This window comes from Micromonospora qiuiae (genome assembly GCF_016863555.1).
GTDB lineage: Bacteria > Actinomycetota > Actinomycetes > Mycobacteriales > Micromonosporaceae > Micromonospora > Micromonospora qiuiae.
Genome location: NZ_BOPC01000034.1, coordinates 22,095 through 44,766, shown reverse-complemented (window position 1 = coordinate 44,766; position 22,672 = coordinate 22,095). Strand labels below are relative to the sequence as shown.

At 70.6% G+C, this 22,672-nt stretch carries 23 protein-coding genes, 1 tRNA gene and 1 pseudogene; 11 read left to right on the top strand and 14 right to left on the bottom strand.

The genetic code is table 11. From position 1 onward, the window contains the following. Window positions 1-381: 381 nt before the first annotated feature. The gene (locus Vqi01_RS13550; protein ID WP_204035124.1) at window positions 382-573 is read right to left on the bottom strand and encodes a DUF397 domain-containing protein; all 192 of its coding nucleotides are present in this window, start codon (window positions 571-573) and stop codon (window positions 382-384) included. Then, entirely contained in the window at window positions 564-1,364 is an 801-nt protein-coding gene (locus tag Vqi01_RS13545) for a helix-turn-helix domain-containing protein (protein WP_204035123.1), read from the bottom strand. The genes Vqi01_RS13550 and Vqi01_RS13545 overlap by 10 nt, the downstream gene beginning before the upstream one ends. Before the next feature lie 283 nt (window positions 1,365-1,647). Between Vqi01_RS13545 and Vqi01_RS13540 the strand changes: the two genes are divergently transcribed. Continuing rightward, window positions 1,648-1,977 carry a hypothetical protein gene (locus Vqi01_RS13540; protein ID WP_204035122.1) on the top strand — a complete coding sequence of 110 codons (330 nt, stop codon included), beginning with the start codon at window positions 1,648-1,650 and terminating at the stop codon, window positions 1,975-1,977. 122 nt (window positions 1,978-2,099) lie between these two features. Next, window positions 2,100-2,234 (top strand): hypothetical protein, encoded by a 135-nt coding sequence (locus Vqi01_RS31295; RefSeq protein WP_275408793.1) that lies wholly within the window; start codon window positions 2,100-2,102, stop codon window positions 2,232-2,234. Window positions 2,235-2,387: 153 nt separating this feature from the next. Here the strand turns inward: Vqi01_RS31295 and Vqi01_RS13530 are convergent, their stop codons facing one another. Beyond that, a complete protein-coding gene (locus Vqi01_RS13530) occupies window positions 2,388-3,272 on the bottom strand; it encodes a single-stranded DNA-binding protein (protein WP_204035120.1) in 885 nt (294 codons plus the stop codon). A 349-nt stretch (window positions 3,273-3,621) separates the two neighbouring features. Between Vqi01_RS13530 and Vqi01_RS13525 the strand changes: the two genes are divergently transcribed. From Vqi01_RS13525 to Vqi01_RS13515, 3 genes are all read left to right on the top strand, one after another. Further along, the gene (locus Vqi01_RS13525) at window positions 3,622-4,038 is read left to right on the top strand and encodes an HPF/RaiA family ribosome-associated protein (RefSeq protein ID WP_204035119.1); all 417 of its coding nucleotides are present in this window, start codon (window positions 3,622-3,624) and stop codon (window positions 4,036-4,038) included. An 82-nt stretch (window positions 4,039-4,120) separates the two neighbouring features. Next, on the top strand, window positions 4,121-5,110 hold the full coding sequence (locus tag Vqi01_RS13520) for an alpha/beta hydrolase (RefSeq protein ID WP_204035118.1): 990 nt from the start codon (window positions 4,121-4,123) through the stop codon (window positions 5,108-5,110). 62 nt (window positions 5,111-5,172) lie between these two features. Next, a tRNA-Arg gene (locus Vqi01_RS13515) sits at window positions 5,173-5,245 on the top strand. Window positions 5,246-5,405: 160 nt separating this feature from the next. Here the strand turns inward: Vqi01_RS13515 and Vqi01_RS30730 are convergent. Beyond that, window positions 5,406-6,185 carry a hypothetical protein gene (locus tag Vqi01_RS30730; protein ID WP_239098385.1) on the bottom strand — a complete coding sequence of 260 codons (780 nt, stop codon included), beginning with the start codon at window positions 6,183-6,185 and terminating at the stop codon, window positions 5,406-5,408. A gap of 121 nt (window positions 6,186-6,306) precedes the next feature. After that, window positions 6,307-6,645 (bottom strand): annotated as a pseudogene (locus Vqi01_RS30725) (sigma factor); the annotation flags it as partial. Window positions 6,646-7,544: 899 nt separating this feature from the next. Between Vqi01_RS30725 and Vqi01_RS13500 the strand changes: the two are divergent. Continuing rightward, on the top strand, window positions 7,545-7,817 hold the full coding sequence (locus Vqi01_RS13500) for a hypothetical protein (RefSeq protein ID WP_204035115.1): 273 nt from the start codon (window positions 7,545-7,547) through the stop codon (window positions 7,815-7,817). 71 nt (window positions 7,818-7,888) lie between these two features. Here the strand turns inward: Vqi01_RS13500 and Vqi01_RS31290 are convergent, their stop codons facing one another. Beyond that, window positions 7,889-9,445, bottom strand: a complete 1,557-nt coding sequence (locus Vqi01_RS31290; RefSeq protein ID WP_204035114.1) for a PQQ-dependent sugar dehydrogenase — start codon at window positions 9,443-9,445, stop codon at window positions 7,889-7,891. A 119-nt stretch (window positions 9,446-9,564) separates the two neighbouring features. On the opposite strand from Vqi01_RS31290, the gene Vqi01_RS13490 reads away from it, so the two are divergent. From Vqi01_RS13490 to Vqi01_RS13470, 5 genes are all read left to right on the top strand, one after another. Then, window positions 9,565-10,110, top strand: a complete 546-nt coding sequence (locus tag Vqi01_RS13490) for a GNAT family N-acetyltransferase (protein ID WP_204035113.1) — start codon at window positions 9,565-9,567, stop codon at window positions 10,108-10,110. 148 nt (window positions 10,111-10,258) lie between these two features. Next, on the top strand, window positions 10,259-11,455 hold the full coding sequence (locus tag Vqi01_RS13485) for a sensor histidine kinase (protein WP_372444355.1): 1,197 nt from the start codon (window positions 10,259-10,261) through the stop codon (window positions 11,453-11,455). Window positions 11,456-11,516: 61 nt separating this feature from the next. Next, complete coding sequence (locus tag Vqi01_RS13480; RefSeq protein ID WP_239098382.1) at window positions 11,517-12,638, top strand: hypothetical protein; 1,122 nt, start codon at window positions 11,517-11,519, stop codon at window positions 12,636-12,638. After that, window positions 12,611-13,324 (top strand): response regulator transcription factor, encoded by a 714-nt coding sequence (locus Vqi01_RS13475; protein WP_204035110.1) that lies wholly within the window; start codon window positions 12,611-12,613, stop codon window positions 13,322-13,324. The genes Vqi01_RS13480 and Vqi01_RS13475 overlap by 28 nt, the downstream gene beginning before the upstream one ends. A 74-nt stretch (window positions 13,325-13,398) precedes the next feature. Next, window positions 13,399-14,097 carry a hypothetical protein gene (locus Vqi01_RS13470; RefSeq protein ID WP_204035171.1) on the top strand — a complete coding sequence of 233 codons (699 nt, stop codon included), beginning with the start codon at window positions 13,399-13,401 and terminating at the stop codon, window positions 14,095-14,097. 156 nt (window positions 14,098-14,253) lie between these two features. Here the strand turns inward: Vqi01_RS13470 and Vqi01_RS13465 are convergent, their stop codons facing one another. The 8 genes from Vqi01_RS13465 to Vqi01_RS13430 form a co-directional block, all read right to left on the bottom strand. Further along, a complete protein-coding gene (locus tag Vqi01_RS13465) occupies window positions 14,254-14,982 on the bottom strand; it encodes a lysophospholipid acyltransferase family protein (protein WP_204035109.1) in 729 nt (242 codons plus the stop codon). 66 nt (window positions 14,983-15,048) lie between these two features. Further along, a complete protein-coding gene (locus tag Vqi01_RS13460; protein WP_204035108.1) occupies window positions 15,049-17,106 on the bottom strand; it encodes an amylo-alpha-1,6-glucosidase in 2,058 nt (685 codons plus the stop codon). Further along, window positions 17,106-17,474, bottom strand: coding sequence for an SCP2 sterol-binding domain-containing protein (locus Vqi01_RS13455; RefSeq protein ID WP_204035107.1), 369 nt, complete (start codon window positions 17,472-17,474; stop codon window positions 17,106-17,108). Before Vqi01_RS13455 ends, Vqi01_RS13460 begins: the two co-directional genes overlap by 1 nt. A gap of 198 nt (window positions 17,475-17,672) precedes the next feature. Further along, window positions 17,673-18,089: a CBS domain-containing protein gene (locus Vqi01_RS13450; RefSeq protein WP_204035106.1), complete on the bottom strand. Its 417-nt coding sequence runs from the start codon at window positions 18,087-18,089 to the stop codon at window positions 17,673-17,675. Between the two features lie 61 nt (window positions 18,090-18,150). Next, on the bottom strand, window positions 18,151-18,594 hold the full coding sequence (locus Vqi01_RS13445; protein ID WP_204035105.1) for a PPOX class F420-dependent oxidoreductase: 444 nt from the start codon (window positions 18,592-18,594) through the stop codon (window positions 18,151-18,153). A gap of 15 nt (window positions 18,595-18,609) precedes the next feature. Further along, entirely contained in the window at window positions 18,610-19,632 is a 1,023-nt protein-coding gene (locus tag Vqi01_RS13440) for an aspartate-semialdehyde dehydrogenase (RefSeq protein ID WP_204035104.1), read from the bottom strand. A 288-nt stretch (window positions 19,633-19,920) separates the two neighbouring features. Next, on the bottom strand, window positions 19,921-21,267 hold the full coding sequence (locus Vqi01_RS13435) for a M16 family metallopeptidase (RefSeq protein ID WP_204035103.1): 1,347 nt from the start codon (window positions 21,265-21,267) through the stop codon (window positions 19,921-19,923). Next, entirely contained in the window at window positions 21,264-22,556 is a 1,293-nt protein-coding gene (locus tag Vqi01_RS13430) for a M16 family metallopeptidase (RefSeq protein WP_204035102.1), read from the bottom strand. The genes Vqi01_RS13435 and Vqi01_RS13430 overlap by 4 nt, the downstream gene beginning before the upstream one ends. Window positions 22,557-22,672 lie beyond the last annotated feature (116 nt).

Sequence of the window (22,672 nt, the reverse complement as noted above, 5' to 3'; positions counted from 1 at the left end):
GCATCTCGAGAGCAGCAGATCTTGGTCCGAAAGCGCCCCCAGGAGGGCGCTAACGCACCAAGATCTGACGGGGCCGGAGGACACCGGCAACCGCTGACCTCGGGCGGTGGGCTGGCAGGGCGTGCGACGGCCAGCCCAGGCTGTCCCCGGTCGACCTGGCGAGCACATCTGACCGACAGACCGAACCACTTCGCCCGATACACCCGAAAGATCACCCCCACTTCAGTAGATCTTGGACTCGGAAGGCCCCTCTGGGGGCAGCGAGCGTCCAAGATTGCCGGCTGGGGTGATCCGGCCAAGGGGGTGGGCGGCAGTGATGGAGGGCCGAGATAGACAGAGCGCCCGCCCCGGCATGGGGACGGGCGCTCCCGCGCGTCTCGGTCAGGCCCGCTCGGCGACCTGGGCGACGAACGCCTTCCATGCCATCGGATCGAAGGTCAGGGTTCCGCCGTCGCGGTCCTTCGTGTCCCGGACGAGGACCACGCCGGGAAGGTTGTCGGCAACCTCGACACAGTTGCCGCCGCTGGTACCGCTACGGGTGGCCTTCCGCCACTGCGCGCCGTTCAAGTCCATTGGTTCGCCACTTCCTTGATCAGGTCTAGAGACTGCTTCCAGGGCAGGGCCTCGGTCCGGACGCTCTCCCATCGCTCGAAGAGCGTATCCAGATCGGCTGGCCGGTCCACGACATCGCCGCCTAGCTGGCTTTCAAGGTGTCCTATCCAGCTCCCATCTGGCATGTGCGCCAACGACAGCGGGCCGGACAGCCCGGCATGGAGGCCAGCGTCCGCCGGGATGACGTGAATTCTGATGTTGGGTCGCTCTGCGCATGCTAAAACGTGGCACAACTGCTCGGCCATCAGCTTCTCGGCCTCGTCACCAACTCGACGAATCGCACCTTCGTCAACGACGACCACGAGTCGAGGCGGGGACTCACGCGTGAGGATGGCTTGCCGTTCAAGTCTACTGGCGACCCGGCGGTCTACTTCTTCATCGGTGAGGCAGGGGTCAAGCCGTAGTACGGCGCGAGCGTACGCCTCACTCTGCAACAGCCCCGGAATCAGGTTCGGCTCGAAATAGCGAAGCTGTGTCGCTCCGCGTTCAGCGTCGAGCCAGGGCAGAAACCAGGATGGGGTGCCAAGTTCTCCTGCTAGGCGCTCGAACAGTCCACCGTTGCTCAGCGCGCGGTCGGCTCCTCGGATGAAGTCCACCGTCAATGCCCGAGTGCCGCCTTCAACGGCGCTGACATGGGACGCGCTAAAACCCGCGCCACGACCAAAGGCCTCCTGCGTCATGCCTGCTGCCCCTCGGCCACGACGGATCTCGCGAACGATGAAGGCCGCCACGGGGTTCGGTACATCAGGCATTCAGGACTCCTCAAACTGGAGATCGACTACCCAGGCTGCCGCAGAATCCCGGGCAGCTCAGCCAACTCCGCCCGGACGCCGGAGACACCTTCCGAGAGTAGCGACCTCCACACCAGAGTGTCACTAAGCGGCATCTGCGGGCGGATCGGCAAACCCTCGCGGGTGCTTGCAGGGACCGCCCCGCCACGGGCGAGCACCTTTCGCGGGGCGGTCCCCTCCTACACGGACGGAGGAGGCGCCCTGTGCCCGCGCAGAGACCGACGAATGCCATTCCTGACGCCCGATGGCATACCCCCGGACGCCGGGGCGCGCCTACGATCCGCGCGACGACGGGACACCCCGGGTCACGCCCGGCGTGTATCTGCTGACCCGGGAGGCGTCGGTGCAGTTCCGCCGGCCGACCCTGGTCCGCGTGATCCGTGAGCTGACCGAGCGACGCACGTACCACGGATGGACCTGGGTCGACTGTTACGTGCTCGACCGGCACGGCGACGCGACCGACAAGCGACAGTTGTTCGTGATGCCGGCCGGACTGCGCCCGGTTCGGGTGCCACCAGTCCCGTACGCCGAACGTCCGCGTGGCCGCACCAACGCCGCGAGGGCCGACCGGTGACGCCCCGCCCGCACGTACGGGATCCCGTCGCGACCCGCCCGACGTGGCGATGCCGGGCGTGCGGCGCCGGGTGGCCGTGCTCTCCGGCGAAGTTGCTGCTGCTGGCGCAATACAGGGGCAACATGCCGGGGCTCATGGTCCACCTGGTGGCCCTGCGCGAAGAGGCCGCCACACAACTGGCCGAGCTGAACTCCGGCGAACTCCCGGCGAACCTGCACCGGCGCTTCACCGACTGGGTCCCTGTCCGGTCCGACTAGACGCCCGCCCCGGTCACTGCCATCCGTACCGCGCGGCTGCCTCTGGTCCAGGGTTGATCGTCCCGAGTCGGCGGATCAGGGGCCGCCAGCCAGCCGACGAGCGACCCGGAGGCCGACGACTTCGGCGGATGGCTGGCGGACCACGCCCAATGCTCAGACCGGCTGCGGCTGCCGTCCGCGTCCCCGCCGACCTCGACCGGTGCCGACGACGCCCGCCCCCGATTCCTCCGGGCGTCCCACCGATCCGCCGCCGGTCACGCTCGTTTCGGTGTCCATCGACGCCGGCTCGTCCGCAGACGCCGCCCGGCCGTCGGTGCCCACGGCAGCCAACTCATCGACCGACGCCTCCTGCTGGTCCTCGGCATCGATCGCGGCCAGCTCGTCCGAGGACGTCTGCCGGGATTCGGCATCGACCGGGGCCAGCTCGTCAACGCCGGCTTGCCCACCGTTGATCAGGTCGTCGAACGGATCGCTCGGGAAGATGCCGTCGCGGGCGGGACTGCGCCGTGCCGCGTCGACCGGCGACGGCATGGAGGCCGGCAGCTCGAAGTCGTCGTCGATCGGCTGGTCGTCGAGCCGGGCAGGCGCCTCGACGTCCGGCACCGGCTCGGTGGTCTCGCCGTGCACCCGCTGCTCGGCCTCAGCGTCGGAGACGACACTCGTGCTCAGAGTGGGCCGGTTGCGCAGGAACCGCCCGCGTCCTCGGGACAGGTCGTGGCCGACCGCGACCGCCTCCAGCTCGTAGAGCGTGCGGTGGTTGCCGGCATCGTCGGTCCAGTCCCGGGTGTAGAGCCGCCCGCAGACCACCACCGGGTCGCCGAGCGCGACCGAGGCGGCCACCCCCTCGGCGAGCTTGCGCCAGCAGTTCACGCGTACCCGCAGGCTGTTGCCGTCCACCCAGCGCCCGCTGTCGCGGTCGAGACGCCGGGCGGTCGACGCGACCTTGAAATTGGCCACCAGAGTGTTGCTCTGGGTGGTGCGACGCCACTCCGGCGCCGTGAGAACGTTACCGACAATTGTTACATAAGTATCGAACATCGCCCCTCCAAGGGGATCGGGGTCCTGCCTTCGCGAGCCGGCTCGGGACCGAGCGTGCACCGCCGCACCACCCAGCGGCAGCCCCACACCCCGCACCTGTGGACAACCGGACCGACTGTGGACAAACGCCTGATCAAGGTCCCGATGTGGTAGGGCTTGCGGCCCTGGAGCGCCGCCAGCCGGTGACCGATGATCAAAGAAAGGCAGCGGGAATGGTCACGTTCCGGACGGATCCGACCTGGGTAGGGATCTTCCAACCGCACCTGTGAACATGACGTCGAACGAAAGGTCAACGATCATGAAGATGACCGCCATCCGTTCCACCCATGTCCCCCGGTCAGGTGCGGCGATGAGCGCGAACCCGGCCACCGCGGCGAAGTGCCTCCGGTTCAACGCCGGCTTCACACAGGCCGACCGGGACTGGATCGTCGCGCAGTTCGCCACGCTCGACGCCCGCCTGGCCACCTTCGACGCCGACGCCACCGACCTCGAACTCTCGATCAAGGACCGCGAGGCGAAGGGACAGCGAGTCACCCTGGAGTGCCGGATCGCCGGCTGGCCCAAGATCGTCACCACGTCGAGCGAGGAGGATCTGCGCGCCGCGCTCAACGGCGTCCGCGACGACCTGCGCCGCAAGCTCAACGACGCGAAGACCCGGAAGGAGCCGCGCAACAACAAGCACCTGCGGGTCAACACCCCACCCGGCCAGACGGGGACGCCCGCCGATGACCCGGCCGGCGCCGGGACGACGACCGACGAGAGGTGACCGCAGTCCCCAGGCCCCTGCCCGCTGGATCGCGGCGGGCAGGGGCTACCACTCGGTAGCTTGCCGGCGTACCGTTCCCGAAATGGAACCGGACCTGCTGGGCCCGCCCTACGAGCGGCACACCATCGACCTGGGCAGCGACGACGAGGGTCCGGTGATCGCCACCCTGGTGCGCCGCCGGGCCGAGCGCCCCACCGGCCGGGCCGTGCTCTACGTGCACGGCTTCGTCGACTACTTCTTCCAGACCCACGTGGCCGACTTCTTCGCCGCCCGGGGCTGGGACTTCTACGCCCTCGACCTGCGCAAGTACGGCCGCAGCCTGCTGCCGCACCAGACCGCCAACTTCTGCCGCGACCTCGGCGACTACTTTCCCGAACTGGACGCCGCCGCACGGATCGTCCGCACCGAGGACGGGCACGACACCCTGCTGGCCATGGGCCACTCCACCGGCGGCCTGATCGTCTCGCTCTGGGCACACGCCCGTCGGGACGCCGGCCTGGTCGACGGGCTCTTTCTCAACAGCCCCTTCTTCGATCTCAACGCCCCCTGGTTCGTGCGTCGCCCCCTCGCGGCCGCCGTCGCGCGCCTGGGCCGCAGGGCGCCGCACCGGGTCCTGCCGCTCCAACTTCCCACGGTGTACGGCGAAAGCCTCCACGCCGACCATCGCGGCGAATGGACGTACGACCTGGCCTGGAAGCCGCTCGCCGGCTTTCCCGTCCGGGCCGGCTGGCTGAACGCCATCCGCACCGGTCAGCGGCGGCTGCGCGCCGGGTTGGACATCCCGGTGCCGGTGCTGCTCGCCTGCTCGACCCGCTCGTTCCGGGGCAGCAAATGGCACGAGTCGGCGACGCTCGCCGACGCCGTCCTCGACGTCGAGCACATGGTCCGCTGGGCACCCCGCCTCGGCCGGCACGTCACGCTGGCCCGCTTCGACGGCGGCCTGCACGACCTGACGCTCTCCGGCCCCGCCGTACGGGAAAAAGTCTTCGCCGAGGTCGGACGCTGGGCCGAGGCGTTCCTCGCCGCCGGCCCGACGCCCGACCAGCCCGAAATCCCCCGCATGCGACGCTGACCCGGCCACCCGTTTCAGCGCGCCGGCCCGGTGCGGCGGTACCCTTCTCGCGCGGTACCACGGCGCCCGTAGCTCAGCGGATAGAGCAGGGGACTTCTAATCCCAAGGCCGCAGGTTCGAATCCTGCCGGGCGCGCAGACACTTCCCCAGCTCAGCGGCGCGCCGGTCCCGGTCGAGTCGATCTTGCCGAACATCTCCCGCTCCGTCTTGCCGTGGCCCCGGCCCTCCTCAGAGATCCTTCGCTCTTGACGTTGTTGATGGACAGCGATGCACGCATCGCCGGACGGCCCGCCGTTCAGCCCAGCGTGATCGCGGAATTCAGGGCCACCGCGGTTAGCTGCGCGAGGGTGAGGGGTGAGTTCTCCCCGTCGGCCGACATGCTCACGATCAGGAAGGTCCCGTCCGGCCGCTCGACCGCGACGCCGTAATGGGTCGAGAACCTGTCGCTGGTCGGTGCGGCGGGCTTCCCGTGGAGCATCCGGTTCTTGTCCGACGACGTGATCGGAGCCTGGTTCGACCACGTCTGGATCTTCTCGCCGGCCGGTCCCGTGCTGTTGACGCAGCCGTTTTCCTGGCTCTTCTCCGCATTGCAGAAGGCGACCCGACGGTCCCAGTCCTGCTGCAGCTGCAGCTTGAAGTATCCGGTCCGCTCGCCAGCCCGGATCGGACCCTGCCCGAAGTAAAGTTTCGCCGAGTCAACAGGGTGCCACATCACCAGGTCGCCATCCGACGGCCAACCTTCGGTGATCCACTCGACGTCGGGTGCCTCGCGCGCCAGCGCCGCGAACACGGCCAGGTCCGTCGCGCTGAAGGTCGCCCCCGGTTCCGGGCGTGGGGTCCGCGCCGACTGTGCAGACAGGCTCGGGGAAGGCGACAATGCCGGTAGGTCCGGCCCGGACCCGCCAGCGATGGCGAGCGGGACGGTGACCCCGAGGACCGCAGCGCCCACCATCGCCGCCAGCCCGGTTCGGTTCAGCCGGTGCCGGCGGCGCTGCCGGCGGATGACCTGCTCTACGTCGATGGAGGTGGGCGGGATCTCGCCGACCGCCTCCCGGAAGAACGTCTGATAGCTCATGCTTCCTCCCCGTTCCCCGCGCGACTCCCCGCGCGATCCAACGTTGCCAGCAGGCGTAGGCTCTCCAACCCCGTGCTGCCTGGCTCTTCACCGTGCCGGTGCTGATGCCCAGGACCCGCGCCGTCTCCTCGACCGATAGGTCGCACCAGAACCGCAGGACGACCACCGCCCGCCTGCGGGGCGGCAGTTGGGACAGCAGGTCGAGGAGGTGTTCCCGGTCGGCCAGCAGATCCTCGGAGTGCGCCGCGTCCGCTCGGTCAGGCACCTCGTCGGTGCTCCGTTCGCGCCGCCACGGCCGGCGTCGCTCGTCCAGCCAGGCATTGGTGAGCATCCCCCGGATGTAGGCATCCGGGTTTTCGATCACGCTGATTCGGCGCCAGTGCCGGTAGAGTTTCCCGATCGTGATTGACACGAGGTCGTCGGCGGTGTGCCAGTTATGGCAGAGCAGGTACGCCGCCACTCGTAACGGTTCCAGGCGGGCCGCCACGAACTGCCGGTACTCGTCCTCGTCGGCGCGGTTCACCGCGCCGCACCTCTTGTCGGTCTCATATCTGGTGAACGGTACGGCTGACCGGCGAGGTTGCCCCGGCTGGAAAGGATCGCCACGGACGCCGGTGGCAAGCTCACGAGCCAAGAACCACAGGCGTCCGCGCTCTTGGCCAAGCGGCGATCGGGTGTTCAGAATCTACGGATCAGACGGTCAGCGCCGGACGGTCGTACAGCCATCGATACAGCCAAGGAAACAGCGCTAGCCGCCACGCTTCTCCATCTCACGGTAGCGCGCGCACGGCTGCTCAGTACTAACGTGCCAGATGCTCCCCGTCAGGGCGATGGGGTAGCTGACCTCTCTGATCTGTCGATCGGCGGTCTCGACCGAAAGTCGTATCGGCAACGGCTCACTCCCGAACGCGGTCGTGCATTCGAGGCGCAGCTTGACATCGATCCAGCCGGTACCGCCGGGGCGTAGCAGCAGAGACCTGCCGGTGTCACTGACCAGGGCACCCGGTCCTTGTCCAGTCGCCCCATGAACCGTAATCGGCGCTGGGGGTGAGCGGCAGCGCTGCCGGCCCGGTCCTCACCTGTGTTTGTTGTGGCCGCTTTGCTCTGCTTCAACCTACGCAACGGTTTGCCGCCGAACCCATTGCATGGATTGAAGCAGAGCAAAGGAAGCACTGGAGGGGGTGAGGGGAGGGTGGGTCTTGAATCCTGTGCCATTCGGTAGTGGAGGTCGCCGGTTCACGCTCCGGACCTGGCCCGCTGCCCCGCAGCCCTGCTTGCGCCGACCGCCTTATCAACGATTCGGCCGACTACCAGCCATTGATGCGCACCGTTAGCGTAGAGGTACGTTCGGCGTCAGGGGTGGCCATGCACATCTCGCCAATCACGTACGTCTTGATCTTCATCGGCTTCTTTGCGGCCTTGGTCGCGTTCGCGGCCGTGTCTGCTCGTCGCGAGCAGCGGAAGGGCTGGATTCACATCCCGAAGCCGCCACGCACCTCAGAGGAGCGCCGGCACGACATCGACGTTGACCGGCCGCGCGCCTCGGAGGAGCGCGGCCGGCAGGACGTCAACGATGACCCCGATGACCCGGATGATCCCTATGACGCCAGTGGGCCTCTGACTGGGTTCTGACCACGAAACCTGGCGCTGCCGAGGCGGCAGCGCGGGCCGGAAGGACATGGCCGCGGCGGCGCCCGGGCCGGTCAGGCGGTTTGGCAGGGGTTGTTGTTGAGGCGGAAATTGGCCGGCCGGTTGTTGGTGCCGGAGTACGTGGCCTGGAGGCCGAAGCTGGCCGTGCCGAGGGTCGGCACGTTGCCGTTCCACGCCGCGTTGCGGGCAGTCACGTTCTGCCCGGACTGGGTGATCTGGGCGTTCCACCCGCCGGTGACCTGCTGGTTGCCGCTGAACGACCAGGTCAGTGTCCAACTGGTCAGGGCGGGCCCGCGGTTGGTGACGCGGACTTCGGCGGTGAAGCCGTTGTTCCACTGGTTGACCGTCCAGGTGACCGCGCAGGCGTCCGGTCCGAACGTCGGCGGCTGAGTGGTCGAGGGCAGCATGGTGGGCGTCCGCGTGGGCGTCGGCGTCGGGGGCTGCGTGGTGCCGTCGCGGGGCGGGAAGCGCAGGATGCGGTCGTCGTTCGCCGCCGGGGTGCCCCGGCCGTCGCGGTTGCTCGTGGTCACCCAGAGCCAGCCGTCCGGGCCGTGCTCCACCGTGCGCAGGCGACCGTACGTGCCGAGCAGTTCGGCGGTGGGCGTGCCGACGCCACCGGAACCGTTCAGCGGTACGTTCCACAGTCGGGTGCCCCGTAGGGCGGCCACGAAGAGCCGGTTGCCGGCGATGGCGGCACCGCTGGGCGACGCCTCGGCCGGGGTCCAGGTGAGCAGCGGGTCACGGAACCGTGGGTCGCCCGCCCGTCCCTCGACCGTGGGCCAGCCGTAGTTTCCGCCCGCGACGATCAGGTTGATCTCGTCCCAGGTGTTCTGGCCGAACTCGGTGGCGTACAGCCGGCCCTGGGCGTCCCAGGCCAGGCCCTGCACGTTGCGGTGCCCCAAACTGTAGACCGGCGAGCCGGCCATCGGGTTGCCGGGCGGGATCGAGCCGTCCGGCCGGATTCGCAGGATTTTGCCGTTGCGGCTCTGCGGGTCCTGCGCGCTGGCCGTCTGCCCGGCGTCACCGACGCCGACGTAAAGCAACCCGTCCGGCCCGAAGGCGATCCGGCCACCGTCGTGGATCGACGCCCGGGCCAGGCCGGTGAGGATGGGCTCCTGGTTCTGCGGCGCGGTGAGCCGGAAGCGGGCGATCCGGTTGTCGGTCGCGGTGGTGAAGTAGACGTAGATCCAGCCGTCCTGCGCGTAGCTCGGTGAGACGGCGAGGCCGAGCAGGCCGCCCTCGCCGGTGGCGGTCACGCCGGAGATCATCGCCACCGGCTCGGGTGGCTGCCCTGGGCGTACCCGTACCACCTGGCCGGGGCGTTGGGCGACCAGGGCGCTGCCGTCGGGCAGGAAGTCCATTCCCCACGGCACCTGGAGCCCGGTGGCGACCGTCTCCGGCCGGGTGAAGTCGAAGTCGCCAACGGCGAGCGCCCCGGGCGGCTGGTCGGCCGCGACACCCGGCATCGGCTTACCGGCCGCGACAGCCGGCATCGGGTCGCCGACGGTGGCGGGCGGCGCATCGGTGGTCGGTGTGGCGCTGGCGAGACCGCCGACGCCGGCGACCAGCCCGGCGGCGAGTGCGGCACCGAGCGCGAGTCGGATCTTCATGCCACCCTCTCATGCATAGATGTTGATGGATACCATACCGCCGGGATGCTCCGAACGTCCGGCGAGCCGGCGACAGATACCGCTGGAGCGGGCCGAACCCCCGCCGTACGGTCACCGCCATGCACCTACGCAACGAGCGGACGGCCGACCACGACACCATCGACGAGCTTCATCGGCGAGCCTTCGGCGACCACGGGAGTGTGGTGGCCAGCCTGGTGGATGCGCTGCGTGCGGACGACCCGGACGCTCTCGGCCTGGTCGCGGAGGCGGGCGGCGAGGTCGTCGGGCACGTGATGTTCAGTCGCAGCCTGCTCGATGCACCGCGTCGGCTCGTACCGGTGCAGGTGCTCAGCCCGCTCGCGGTCCGCCCCGACCGGCAGCGGCGAGGTGTCGGCGGCGCCCTGGTACGACATGGTCTACGGCTGCTCGACGAACGGGGCATGCCGGCGGTCTTCCTGGAGGGCGACCCCGGGTACTACCTCCGTCTCGGCTTCTCCCCGGCCGGCGATCTCGGCTTCCGCCGGCCGTCGCTGCGCATCCCGCCGCCCGCGTTCCAGGTGGCCACGTTGTCCGGGTACGAGCCGTGGATGACCGGCACACTCGTGTACTCGGCCACCTTCTGGGCGCAGGACTGCGTCGGGCTGCGCAAGGAAAAGGCCGGCTGACCGGTCCGGGCGGGGAAACGCATCGCCGACACGACCATCACCCAGCGTTGCCGACGCCCCTGCCCGTGTTATTCTCCGGCGTCGATCTCCGCAGCGCGGACCCGGATCGGGTCGATTGTCGCAAAGGACGCCTACCCCGATGCCGGCCTTGCCCCACCTGAGCGCGCCGCCGCTCGGACCGGCGCTGCCGGCCCGGTCAGCACCCCACATGGTGGAGCGTCCGGCCGCCAGCGCGTTCGCGTTCGCGTTCACCCGGCTGCCGGCGCTGTTGCGGCTCTCCTGCGGCCTGGTCGGTGCGGCGGTGGCGCTCGCCGTGCGCACCCCGCCGGTGCGGACCGAATTGCTGCTGCCGGCGACGGCGGCGCTGGCGGCATGGTCGATCTGGTACGCACTGCGCGCCTGGCGGCAGGGCATCGGCCCGGCGCTGGTCGCCGGGGACGTGATGCTGACCAGCGTCGCCTGCCTGGCGATCCCGGTCCTGGTCGCACCGGAGGTGCTGCCCGGCGAGGCCAGTTGGATCGCGGTGCTGGCCAGCACCACCGTGATCAACGCGCAGGCGGCTGCACCGGTGCGCTGGTCGATCCCGGCAGGGCTGCTGGTCACCGTCGCGTACGTGATCGGCGCTCACACGGCCGGCGCCAGCGCCGAGGCCACCGCCCACGCGGCGACCCTGCTGACGCAGACCGGCTGCGCGGCGATGTTGACCACGGTGATGCGGCGGCGCATCGCCCGGGCCGACGCCGCCTTCCTGACCAACCAGCGAGCCACCCGGGAGGCGCTGATCGCGCGCACCGCCCGGGAGGCGGAGCGGCAGCAGAACCGCGACCTGCACGACACCGTCCTGGCCACGCTCACCATGGTCGGGCAGGGTGCGGTGGCCGGCCCCACCGTGGCACTGCGCGAGCGGTGCGCGGCCGACCTGCGTACCCTCGCCGCGCTGGCCGAGGCGCGGTCGATGCCGGGTACGGCCCGGGTGGACGAACGGCTGCGGGCGGTGCTGAAGCGCCTGCCCCACCTGCCCGTCAACGCCGATCTTCCGCCGTGCACGGTGCCGCCGCCGGTCGCCGAGGCGATCGCGGAGAGCGCGCACGCCGCGCTCGCCAACGTGGCCCGTCACGCACCCGGCGCCTCGACCCTGCTGCGGCTGCGACGCCTCGCCGGCACCGTCTCGGTCGAGGTGATCGACGACGGCCCCGGCTTCGATCCGGCCGCGGTTCCCGCACATCGGTACGGCCTACGGGAGGCGGTACGCGGCCGGATGGCGACGGTCGACGGGCGGGCCGACATCCACTCCGCGCCCGGTCACGGTACCCGGATCCGGCTGGAGTGGTCCGATGTCGACTGAACCGGGCACCGCCGGCACCCAGACGCAGCACGTTCCGGTGCCGCGTACCCCCGAACTGGTCATGGCGACCCGGGCCGGACGGGCGGCGGCCGCGGTGGTGCGCATCTCCGATCGGGGTGCCCGGATCGCGGTGGTGACCATCGCGCTGGTCTGGCACCTGGCGATCGGGCTGCCCGCGGTGCTGGCGGCCCGGTCGCAGCTGGCGGCGCCGCAGGTGGTGGTCGGTGCCTGGCTGCTGGTGGCGGCGCTCGGCGGGCTCGCCGGAGCTTGGCTGCTGCGCGACGCTGCGCTGCCCGCACTCCCGTTGGCCGCGCTGCTGCTCGCCGTGGACGTGGCGGTCTTCGCCGCGGCGGGCCGGTCGCAGCTGTTCGGCCCGGCCAACTGGGTCTGGGGCGGGCTCGCCTGGTTCTTCGTGGTGGTGCTCTGGCGACGGCCGGTGCACTGGCTGTTCGCCCTGCTGGCCGCCCACGCGTGCACCGGGGTGGCCGCCGTCGTGCTGTACGGCGCCACCGAGGCCCCGGATCTGGCCCGCGCCATCATGGCCCTCTACGCAACGTCCTCGTTGCCGGCGGCCGTCTTCGCCGGGGGCGCCACGCTCACCGCGCTCTCCCGGGACCGCGCCGCCACCGCCGCCACCACCAACGCGATGGTGGCCGAACGCGAGGCCGCCGAGCAGGCGAGGCGGGACCGGCGCGAACGGCTGGCACTGGTCAGCGCCGCCGCCGGGGAGGTCCTGACCGAGTTGGCGCAGGGCCGGGCCGATCCGGCCGACCCGCAGGTACAGCGGCGCTGCACCCACGCCGCCGCCCGGCTACGCCGGCTGATCGCCGAATCCGACGACGTGCCCCATCCACTGCTGCACGAGCTGCGAGCCGCGGCAGACCTGGCCGAACGCAACGGCCTCCCGATCGAGCTGGTCACGATCGGCACTCCCCCGCCGCTGCCGGTGCAGGTCCGCCGGAGTCTGACCGACCCGCTCATCGCCGTTCTCGCCGACGCGCGGGACTGGGCCCGGCTGACCGTCGTCTCCAGCTCGGACGAGGTGGTGGTCGCGCTGGTCACCCCCGACGCAGCGGGTCCCGAGGCCAACGCGCCCCCGGCGGGGGATGGTGATGGACGGGTCGAGCACCGCTATGAACGGGACGGGAAGATCAGATGGACGCAGACTCGCTGGCACAGGTGAAGCCGGAGCGGCCCGTCGGCGTGGCGATCGTGGACGATCACCCGGTGGTCATCGACGGGGTACGCGCCTGGCTGGCCACCGAGCCGCGGCTGACCGTACTGGCCACGGGGGACGACCCCGACGAGGTGCTACGGGCCGACCCGGCCGCCGACGTCATCCTGCTCGACCTGCGGCTGCACGGCCGGACCGTGCTGGACAAGCTGGCCGAGCTGAGCGCCGCCGGCCGGCGGGTGGTGGTCTACTCCGAACACTCCGACCCGCAGACGATGCTGGCCGCCCTGGATGCCGGCGCAGTGGCTTTCCTCGCCAAGCACGAGGGACGGGAACACTGTGTGGCGACCGTCCTGGACGCGGCGGCTGACCGCCCCTACGTGGCACCCGCGCTGGCCGGAGCGATGGTCGGTGATTCGCGGCCGGACCGGCCGGTGCTGTCCGACAAGGAACGCGAAGCCCTGCTGCTGTGGTTTCAGTCCATGTCGAAGGCGTCGGTGGCCCGGCGGATGCGGATCAGCGAGCACACCGTCAAGCAGTACGTGGACCGGGCGAGGATCAAATACAGCCGGGTGGGCAGGCCGGCGGCGACGAAGGCGGCGCTGCTGGCGCGTGCGATCGAGGACGGGCTCATCCGACCGGAGGAGATCGGCATCTACCGGTCACACGCGGCGACCGATTGGCCGACCCCCTAACGGGCGTCATGACACGGATGTCGGCCTGGGCAAAGCTCGTCCGTAGATGCCGTCCGCCCCGGAGGTCCGTGACGATGCACGATGACGCGTCCCCCTTCTTCATCGCGCCGCATCGCTTCGATGCGGCCGACGACGGCACCGGCCCGCTGCTGGACCGGCGGCACGAACTGGTGCCGGAGGGCGGTGAGCGGGTGCTCGGGCGCCACCGGCTGCACGTGGCGGGCCACCTGCTCGGCCCGAGCCAGGCCTGGCTGCGCTGGACGCTGCCCGCCCCGGTCGCCCTCACCGTCACCGATCGCAGGATGGCGTACGTCGGCACCGGCTCGCAGCTGGCGCTCGTCGGCGCCCGACGCCGCGGACTGCGGAGGCCGGCCCTGGTGAGCGGACAGCTCCGCTGGCAGTGGCCGTCCCGGCTGGAGTCGGTGCCGGCCACCGAGGACGGTGACGCCCGATTGCTGGTGGTCTGCGACGCGCTGCGCACCATCCAGCAGCCCGCGCTCGCGCTGATCGGTCCGAGCGCGCAGGTCAACGAGCTGACCCAGCAGGTGCGCCGGGCAGTGGCCTCGTTCCGGTTGACCCGGCCCGAGCTGGTGGACCTGTCTCCACCGGAGCGCGACGCGCTGTCGCGGCTCACCCTCGTCGCGCCGCACCCCGGCCAGGCGCGGGTGGTGCTGCCCGGCTCGCTGCCGGTCGAGTTCCACTCCCGGGACGACTACTACCGCCCACGGCACGCCGACCACCTGTCCTACGACGCCGCATCAGGCCAGCAATAACCCACCCCACCCCACCCCATCCGCCCCGCCGATCATGGAGTTTCGGTCGCCGTTTCGGGCCTTATGTCCCTTATGCGGCGACACAAAGTCCAAGATCGACGGGGTGGAGGACGGTGCGGGGTGAAGGGTGAGGGGGTGAGGGGCAGGGGGGTGGTTTTAGGGGGTGTCTAGGGCGGCGGCTTGCTCGGGGGTGGGCGCGGTGCCGCCGAGGTGCGCCGGGAGCCACCAGCGGTCCGTCGGCCCGGTCGGCCGGTCCGGATACTCCCGCTGGGCCTGGTCGACCAACGCGTGCAGCCGCTTGCCCAACTCCACGCTCATCGCGGCGGCGTCCGGGTAGGCGGCGGGATCCATCGGCTCACCGACCAGCACGGTGATCGGCGTGTGCCGGCGGGTGAGCGTACGCGGACGCCCCTTGGTCCACAGCCGCTGCGTTCCCCAGAGCGCCACCGGCAGCACCGGAACGGCGGCCTCGCGGGCCATCCGGCTGGCCCCGCTCTTGAGTTCCTTGACCGTGAAGGAACGACTGATCGTCGCCTCCGGGAAGACCCCGACCACCTCGCCGGCCCGCAGCGCGGCCACCGCGGCGCCGTACGACTCGGCGCCCGCGCGCCGGTCCACCGGAATGTGCCGCATCCCGCGCATCAGCGGCCCGGACACCCGGTGCCGGAACACCGAGTCCTTCGCCATGAACCGGACCCGCCGCCCCGACTCCAGCGCGCCCAGGCCGCAGAAGATGAAATCCAGGTAGCTCACGTGGTTGCTGGCCAGCACCGCCCCGCCGGCGCGCGGCACGTGATGGGCACCCTCAACGGTGAGCTTCAGGTCGAGAACCCGGAACATCATCTTGGCGGCGGCGATCACGGGCGGATACACGAGTTCCGGCATGCCGGGACCTTATCCCGGGTAGGTTACGCCCCGGTAGGGAACGTGACGCCGGGGGGAGCACGATCACTAGGCGAGTTTGTGCAGGTCCAGGCGGCCCCGGGCGAAGGCGTCCATCCGGCCCCAGTGGCCTGGGATGTCCAGCACCTCGATCCGGCCCATGCCCACCGGCAGCCGGGGCTCGACCGCCAGGTGCCCCTCGTGCGGCTCCAAGCCGAGCATCGTACGCAGCAACAGCAGCGGCGCGCCGGTCGACCACGCCTGCGGACTGCATGCCGTCGGGTACTCCACCGGGAACTTCGTCAGCTCACGTGGGTAGCCACCGAAAGCCTCCGGCAGCCGGCCGTCGAAGTAGCGGGCGGCGTCGAGGATCCCGTTGGCGATGATGGCCGCCTCCTCGGCGAAGCCGTACCGGCGCAGCCCCCAGGCGCAGAAGGAGGTGTCGAAGGGCCAGACCGCGCCGTTGTGGTACCCGATGGGGTTGTAGCGGACCTCCCCCTCGGCCAGCGTCCGCACCCCCCAGCCGGAGAAGAGCCGCTCACCGACCAGATGCTGCGCGACCTGCTCGGCCCGGTCGGAGTCGACGATTCCGCTCCACAGCAGGTGGCCGATGTTGGAGCTGAGGATGTCGCACTGCCGTCCGTCCGGGTCGAGCGCGAGCGCGTAGTAGCCGCCGTCGGCAACCCACCAGTCCCGGTTGAACCGTTCCTTCAGCGCCGCGGCCTCCCGCTCCAACTCATCGGCGTACGCCGGGTCGTCCCAGAACTCGCGGGCCATTCGCGCCGCGCGCACCTTCGCGTCGTACGCGTACCCCTGCACCTCGCAGGTGGCCCGGGGGAACGGCGGCAGCGTGCCGTCGGCGTACGAGATCGAGTCCCAGGAGTCCTTCCAGCACTGGTTGTCCAGCCCGGTCTCGGTGTTGCGCCGCTGGTACCAGATGTAGCCGGTGCCGACCAGATCGGCGTACTCGTCGATCCACCGCAACGCCCGGCGGCACTCCTGCTCCAACTCCTTGACCAGCGCCACGTCCCCGCTCCACCGCTGGTACTCGTCGAGCAGCACCACGAACAGCGGCGTGGCGTCCACCGAACCGTAGTACGGCGAGTGCGGCTGTTCCTCGAACGCGACGGTCTCGCCGTAGCGCATCTCGTGCAGGATCCGGCCCGGATCCTCCTCCCGGAAGTCGTCGAACCGGGTGCCCTGCAACGCGGCCAGGATCCGCAGCGTGGTCATGCTCAGATCCGGCGTGAACGGCAGCGTCTGCAGACAGGTCAGGATGCTGTCCCGACCGAACATGGTCATGAACCAGGGCAGACCGGCGGCCGGGAGCGTCTGGCCGCCGAGTGACAGCGGCGAGAAGCGCAGTGCGGCCAGGTCGATCAGGCTCCGCCGGTACGTCGCGGAGATGTGATCGTGCTCGCTGTTCACCGTCGGCGCGTTGGCGAGCCACTCTGCCAGATCCGCCTGCAGGGCCGGCCGCTCCCTGCGCTGCACCCGGAGCCCCATGCGCAACTCCCGTCCGCCGGGGCCGAGCGCCGCGGTCCGCACGTCGATGGCGTTCTGCCACTGTTCGTTCGGTTCCAGGTGGATGGTGTGGGCGAAGCCGTTGCGGTCGTAGCGGGCCGGCTCCAAGGAGGAGATGATCGTCTCCCGCCTGAAGTTGCCGCGCCGGTAGCCCAGGCGCAGCCGATCCGGCTCCACCTCGGTGTAGAACTCGCCTTTCTTGTTCAGGATCTCGTCCTTGACCTCGAACAGGTCGGCGAAGTCGGCGGCGGCGTCCATTCTGATCTCCAGGTCGACCGCCTTCTCGTCGTGGTTGAGGATGGTGAGGCACTCCCGGAAACTCCCGCCGATGACCCGCTCGCGGATGATCGACAGCTTTGCGTCGATGTAGTGCGTGGCCGGACCGGGCACCAGGAAGAAACGTGCCTCGTAGTACTGGAGGTCGTCGTAGGAGAGTTCGGTGAGCCGCTCACCGTTGACCGTGAGCACCCACTTCGACAGGAAACGGGTGTCGAGGGAGAAGAAGCCGGTCGGTTCGCTCGGCGTCGCCTCGATGTCCCCGGTGGTCTCCGAGACGACGAAGGTGCTGCCGTCCAGGATCCGGACATTGTGTCTCGGTGCCATCAGCGGGCCCCCTCGCGGTAGTAGAGCGGCCCCCTCGCATGCGGCGACGAAGGAAAGAGGCGTTCCACCCGCACCACCAGGCGGGGGTTCCCGGTGACCGTCAGGTCCCCCCGCAGCAGCGCCGCCAGCCCGTGCTCCCGGCCGGTGACCAGTTTCTCGAACAGGTCCTGGCTCGCGTGGAGGACGGCGTCCGATTCCGCCTCCTCCTGGCTGACCCGGATGTCACCCCGGTCGATGCGCAGCAGCCAGTGCGTGGTCTGCGGCCCGTCGTGCAGGTCGAAGCGCAGAACTCCCGAGGTCTTCGCCAGCAGGGGTTCGTACCCCCGGTGGTCGAGGTCCTCGAAGAACCGCGTGGTGGCGTCCGCCATCGGTTCCTGTCCTCCCCGTCGGTTCCGGCCACCAGCCGCGACCGCGTCTGCTCGGCCGACCGGTTCCTCGCGTCCGACGACGGGTGCCCGCCCGGCGCGGAGTCAATCTCGCCCGGATCGGGTGAGTCCCTGCCGCCGGGCGGAAGCGACGAGAGCCGGCTTCCCGGGATCGGGAAGCCGGCTCGCCTGCGACACAGGTCAGTTGTTGGGCTCGTCGGCGCTGATGTCGGCGAGCACCGACTGCGGCTCGCGCTCGACCGCCAGGTCGCCCATTGACACGAGGCCGATCAACCGTCCGTCCTCGGTCACCGGCAGCCGCCGTACGGCGTATGTCCGCATCAGGTCGGCGGCGGCGACGGCGTCGTCGTACCGGCTGACCGTCACCACGTCCTTGGTGGTGATCTGGTTCAGCCGGGTGGTGTCCGGATCCATGTTCTCCGCCACGCCCCGGACCGTGATGTCCCGGTCCGTGACGATGCCGACCACCTTGTCGCCGTCGGTCACCACCACGTCGCCGATCGCGGAGTCACGCATCTCCTGGGCCGCCGCGACCAGCGTGTCGTTGCCGTCCATGGTCACCAACCGGGTCGTCATGAACTCTCCGACCGTTGTCATGGTGCCTCCCTCTCGGGTGTAGGGCAGCCATGCGTCTACCCGACGGCCACGACCAGTAACGTCAGCCTCGCGGCGGGAGGCCGTAGAGGCGTTCGACGTGCAGCCGCAGCACCAGCCGCCGCTCGCTGACCATGGCCCGGCGGTAGTCGTCCCAGTCCGGATGTTCCTCACCCCGTACGGCCTGGTAGAGCTCGACGAGTTCGGAGACCGTCGCGTCGCCCGGTTCCGCCGCGACCGCGGTCAGCTCGGCCCGCGCCTCGGCCACCGCGTACGCCCAACCGTCCTCGCTGCTGACGTGGAAGCTGGCCCGTGGATCGCGGCGCAGATTGGCGGTCTTCGCCCGACCGTCGGTCACCGACACCCGGATCAGGTCGTGGGCCCGGTCGAACGCGTACACCACGTTCGACAACTGCGGTCGCCCGTCGCGCTTGATGGTCGCCAGTACGCCCAGCGACCCGTTCGCGATGAGATCACCCAGCGCCTGCCGGGTACGGTCGTCGGTCACGGCTTCTCCTCCAGGTCAGCTCTCGGCGGCCACCAACTCGGCCAGTTGCACGGCGTTGAGCGCGGCGCCCTTGCGCAGGTTGTCGTTCGAGCAGAACAGCGCGAGCCCGTGCTCGACGGTTTCGTCGGCGCGGATCCGGCCGACGAAGGTCGGGTCCTGCCCGGCGGCCTGCAACGGTGTCGGCACCTCCGACAGCGCCACGCCGGGCGCGTCGGCGAGCAGCTCGTGGGCCCGCTGCGGGCTGATCGGGCGGGCGAACCGGGCGTTGATCTGGAGCGAGTGCCCGGTGAAGACGGGGACCCGGACGCAGGTGCCGGAGACCTTCAGGTCGGGAATCTCCAGGATCTTGCGGCTCTCGTGGCGAAGCTTCTGCTCCTCGTCGGTCTCCGCCGAGGAGTCATCGACGATGGAGCCGGCGAGCGGGAGCACGTTGAACGCGATCGGCCGGGCGAACGAGCGGGGGGCGGGGAATTCCACCGCGGTGCCGTCGAAGGCCAGCCCCGAGGCGCTCTCGGCGACCTTGCGGACCTGCTCGTCCAGCTCGGCGACGCCGGACAGCCCGGCACCGGAGACCGCCTGGTACGTCGAGACGACCAGGCTGACCAGCCCCGCCTCGGCGTGCAACGGGCGCAGCACCGGCATCGCGGCCATCGTGGTGCAGTTCGGGTTGGCGATGATGCCCTTCGGGCGGCGGAGGGCGGCCTGCGGGTTGACCTCGGCGACGACCAGCGGCACGTCCGGGTCCATCCGGAAGGCCGACGAGTTGTCGATGACCACCGCCCCGGTGGCGGCCACCCGCGCCGACAGCTCCTTCGCGGTGCTCTTGCCGGCGGAGAAGAGCACGATGTCCAACCCCGAGTAGTCGGCGGTGGCCGCGTCCTCGACGGTGATTTCCTCGCCGCGCCACGGCAGCGTACGCCCTACCGAACGGGCCGAGGCGAACAGCCGCAGCTGCTCCGCCGGGAACTCCCGATCCGCCAACACCTGTCGAATGACGCCACCGACCTGGCCGGTGGCCCCCACAATGCCGATCCTCATGCCCGCGAGGCTACCCAGCCCGGCAGGTGGACCGGGAACGGTTTCCCACCGCCCGGGCCCGTAACCGGTCGGCTCGGGCCGCCGCCCGACGGACAGCCGGCCCGCGATCGGTCGGATCCGACGGAAGAACCGGCCTCGTCACCCTCCCCCGCCGCAACTTCTCAGTCCCACTCCATCACCACCGCGACCAACATCACACTCACCCGCCTTCTGCAGTTGATCAAGAAATTTGCGTCTGGATCCCGCCGATGTCCGACGCAAACTTCTTGATCGACATCGAGTCGGGGGTCAGGGGGTGTGGTCGACCAGTTCGCCGAGGTCGGTGGCGGCCAGATCGTCCCGGATCAGCGCGGCGTCCCCCTCCACCACCAGGGTCAGCGACTCCGGGTGCAGGTGCGCGGCGGCGGCCGCCGAGACCTGCGCCACGTCGGCGGCGAGCAGGGACTCTCGCAACCGGGCGTGGTAGTCGTCGGGCAGGTCGTGCACCACCAGCGTGGTCAGCGCCCCGGCGATCGCCCGTGGGCTCTGCAACTCGACCGAGAGCTGCCCCGCCCGCCAGGACCGGGCCACCGCCAACTCGTCCTCGGTCACCCCGCCGGCCTGGGTACGGGCGATCTCCCCGACCGCCTCCACCAGGGCGGGCGCGGTGACGGCGGTCTGCACACCGGAGCTGACCGCGAACCGGCCGAACCGGCGGGACGAGGCGAAGTCGCCTCGGATGCCGTACGTGTAGCCGCGTACCTCCCGGATGAGGTGGTTGAGCCGGGAGGTGAAGGCACCGCCGAGCACCGTGCCGGCCAGGGCGATCGGCACGTAGTCCGGGTGGGCGCGGTGTGGTGCGGGGTGGCCGAGGCGCAGCGTGGACTGCACCGAGCCGGGCCGGTCGACCAGGATGATCCGGCGGTTGGCGTGCAGCGGCACCTCGATCGGCGCACCCCGGTCCACCGGCCCGCCGACGGTGCCGGCGAACGCCGCCGCGGCCAACGCGTCCAGGTCGATCCGGTCCAGGTCACCGGCGACCACCAGGGCCCCGGGCCGGATGAACCACTCGGAGTGGAAGACGGTGACGTCCTCCGCGTCCAGGGCGGCCACCGAGTCCGGGGTGCCGTACATCGGGCGGCCCCACCGGTTGTCGACGCCGAACAGGTCGGCGCGCAGCACCGCGTCGGCGCGGGGCCCGGGGTTGGCCCAGTCCATCCGCAGCGCGGTCGCCTCGTCGTCACGGACCCGCCGTACGTCCTCCGGGTCCAGCTTCGGAGTGCGTACCGCCTCGGCGAGCAGTTCCACGGCCGCCCCCAGCCGGTCCACCGGCACCTGCACGCTGGCCTGGAAGGTGTCCCAGTCCAGCCCGGTCACCAGTTCGGTGCCGAGCGCCTCGATGGCGAGCGCGTACGCGGTGGCGTCGCGCTCGACGGTGCCCTCCTCCAACGCCTTGGCCAGCACCCCACCGAGCCCTTCGGAGCCCACCGGCTCCCGGCCGGCCCCCGCGTCGAGCAGCAGCAACGCCACCGCGAGGTTCTGCCCGGGCAGGTGCGCGGCGACGACCTGGCCGCCCGCGACGGTCCGGCGGACCACCTGCGGGAAGCGGTACGGGCGGGCCGCACCCGGACCGGGACGATCGGCGATCAGAGTCACGGCTTCTCCTCAGGGTGGTAGATCAGGGTCACCCGATCGTCGGCGGCGAGCACCTCGGCCGCCGCCTCGGCGATCTGGTCGGCGGTCACCGCCAGCCAGGCCGGCAGGCGGTCAGCGACGGTGGCCGGGTCGCCGAACTGGGTGGCGTACCTGCCCAGCGCGTCCGCTCGACCGTCCACCGTGGACATCTGCCGCCACCAGGCGGTGGTCAGCAGCGCCTTCGCGCGGTCCAGCTCGGCGGCGGTCACCGGCACCGTGACCAGCTCGTCGACCACCTCGGCCAGCCCGGCGGCCAGCCGCTGGCCGCTCACTCCGGGGCGGGCGGTGACGGTGGCGATCAGCGGCGCCGGCGCGTGCGCCAGGTCCACCCCGTACGCCCCGACCAGATCCGGCTGGGCGATCCGCTCACCATCGGCGAGCCGCTGGTAGAGCCGGCTGCCCCGGCCGCTGCCGAGCACGGCGGCGAGCACGGTCACCACGTCGTAACCCGGGCTGCCGAACGGGTGGGTCCGGTGCGCGACGTACACCCGGGGCGCCGGCACGTCGGCGACCACCGTCTCGGTGGCCGGCACACCGGTGGACGGCACCACCCGGCCGTCCGGCGCGGGCGGGATCTCCGCCCGGGCCGGGATGGCGCCGAAGTACTTCTCGGCCAGCGCGACGACCTCGTCGACGCTGGTGTCGCCGACCACGGTGAGCACCGCGTTGTTCGGCGCGTAGTAGGTCTGGTGGAACGCCTGGAAGGTGGCCAGGTCGGCGGCGTTCAGGTCGGCCATGGAGCCGATGGTGGCGTGGTGGTACGGGTGGCCCGGCGGATAGAGCAGGGGCAGCAACCGCAACCAGGCGTCGCCGTAGGGCACGTTCTCGTAACGCTGGCGGCGCTCGTTCTTGACCACGTCCCGCTGGTTGTCCAGCGTCTCCTGGGTCAGCGCCGGCACCAGCCCGCCCATTCGGTCGGCCTCCAGCCAGAGCGCCAGCTCGAGGTGCTCGGCGGGGACCGTCTCGAAGTAGTTGGTGCGGTCCGGGTTGGTGGTCGCGTTCAGCGACCCACCCGCCCCCTGCACCAGTTTCATGTGCTCGGTCTTCGCCACATTCATCGAGCCCTCGAACATCAGGTGCTCGAAGAGGTGCGCGAAGCCGGTCTGTCCGGCCGGCTCGTGCCGCGAGCCGACGTCGTACCAGAGGTTGACCGCCACCGCCGGGGCGGTGCGATCCTCGCTGACCACCACACGCAGGCCGTTGTCCAGTCGAGTCATCGAGATGGGCCAGGGGTAACCGCTGTCGGGCATGGCCCCGACGCTATCCGATCTCCCACCCCTTCCCCGCGCGCCGCCCCACCCCCACCCCTGTTGATCATCAAGTCAGCGACGGCGGTTGCGATCAACATCGGCTGATCAACCCGGGG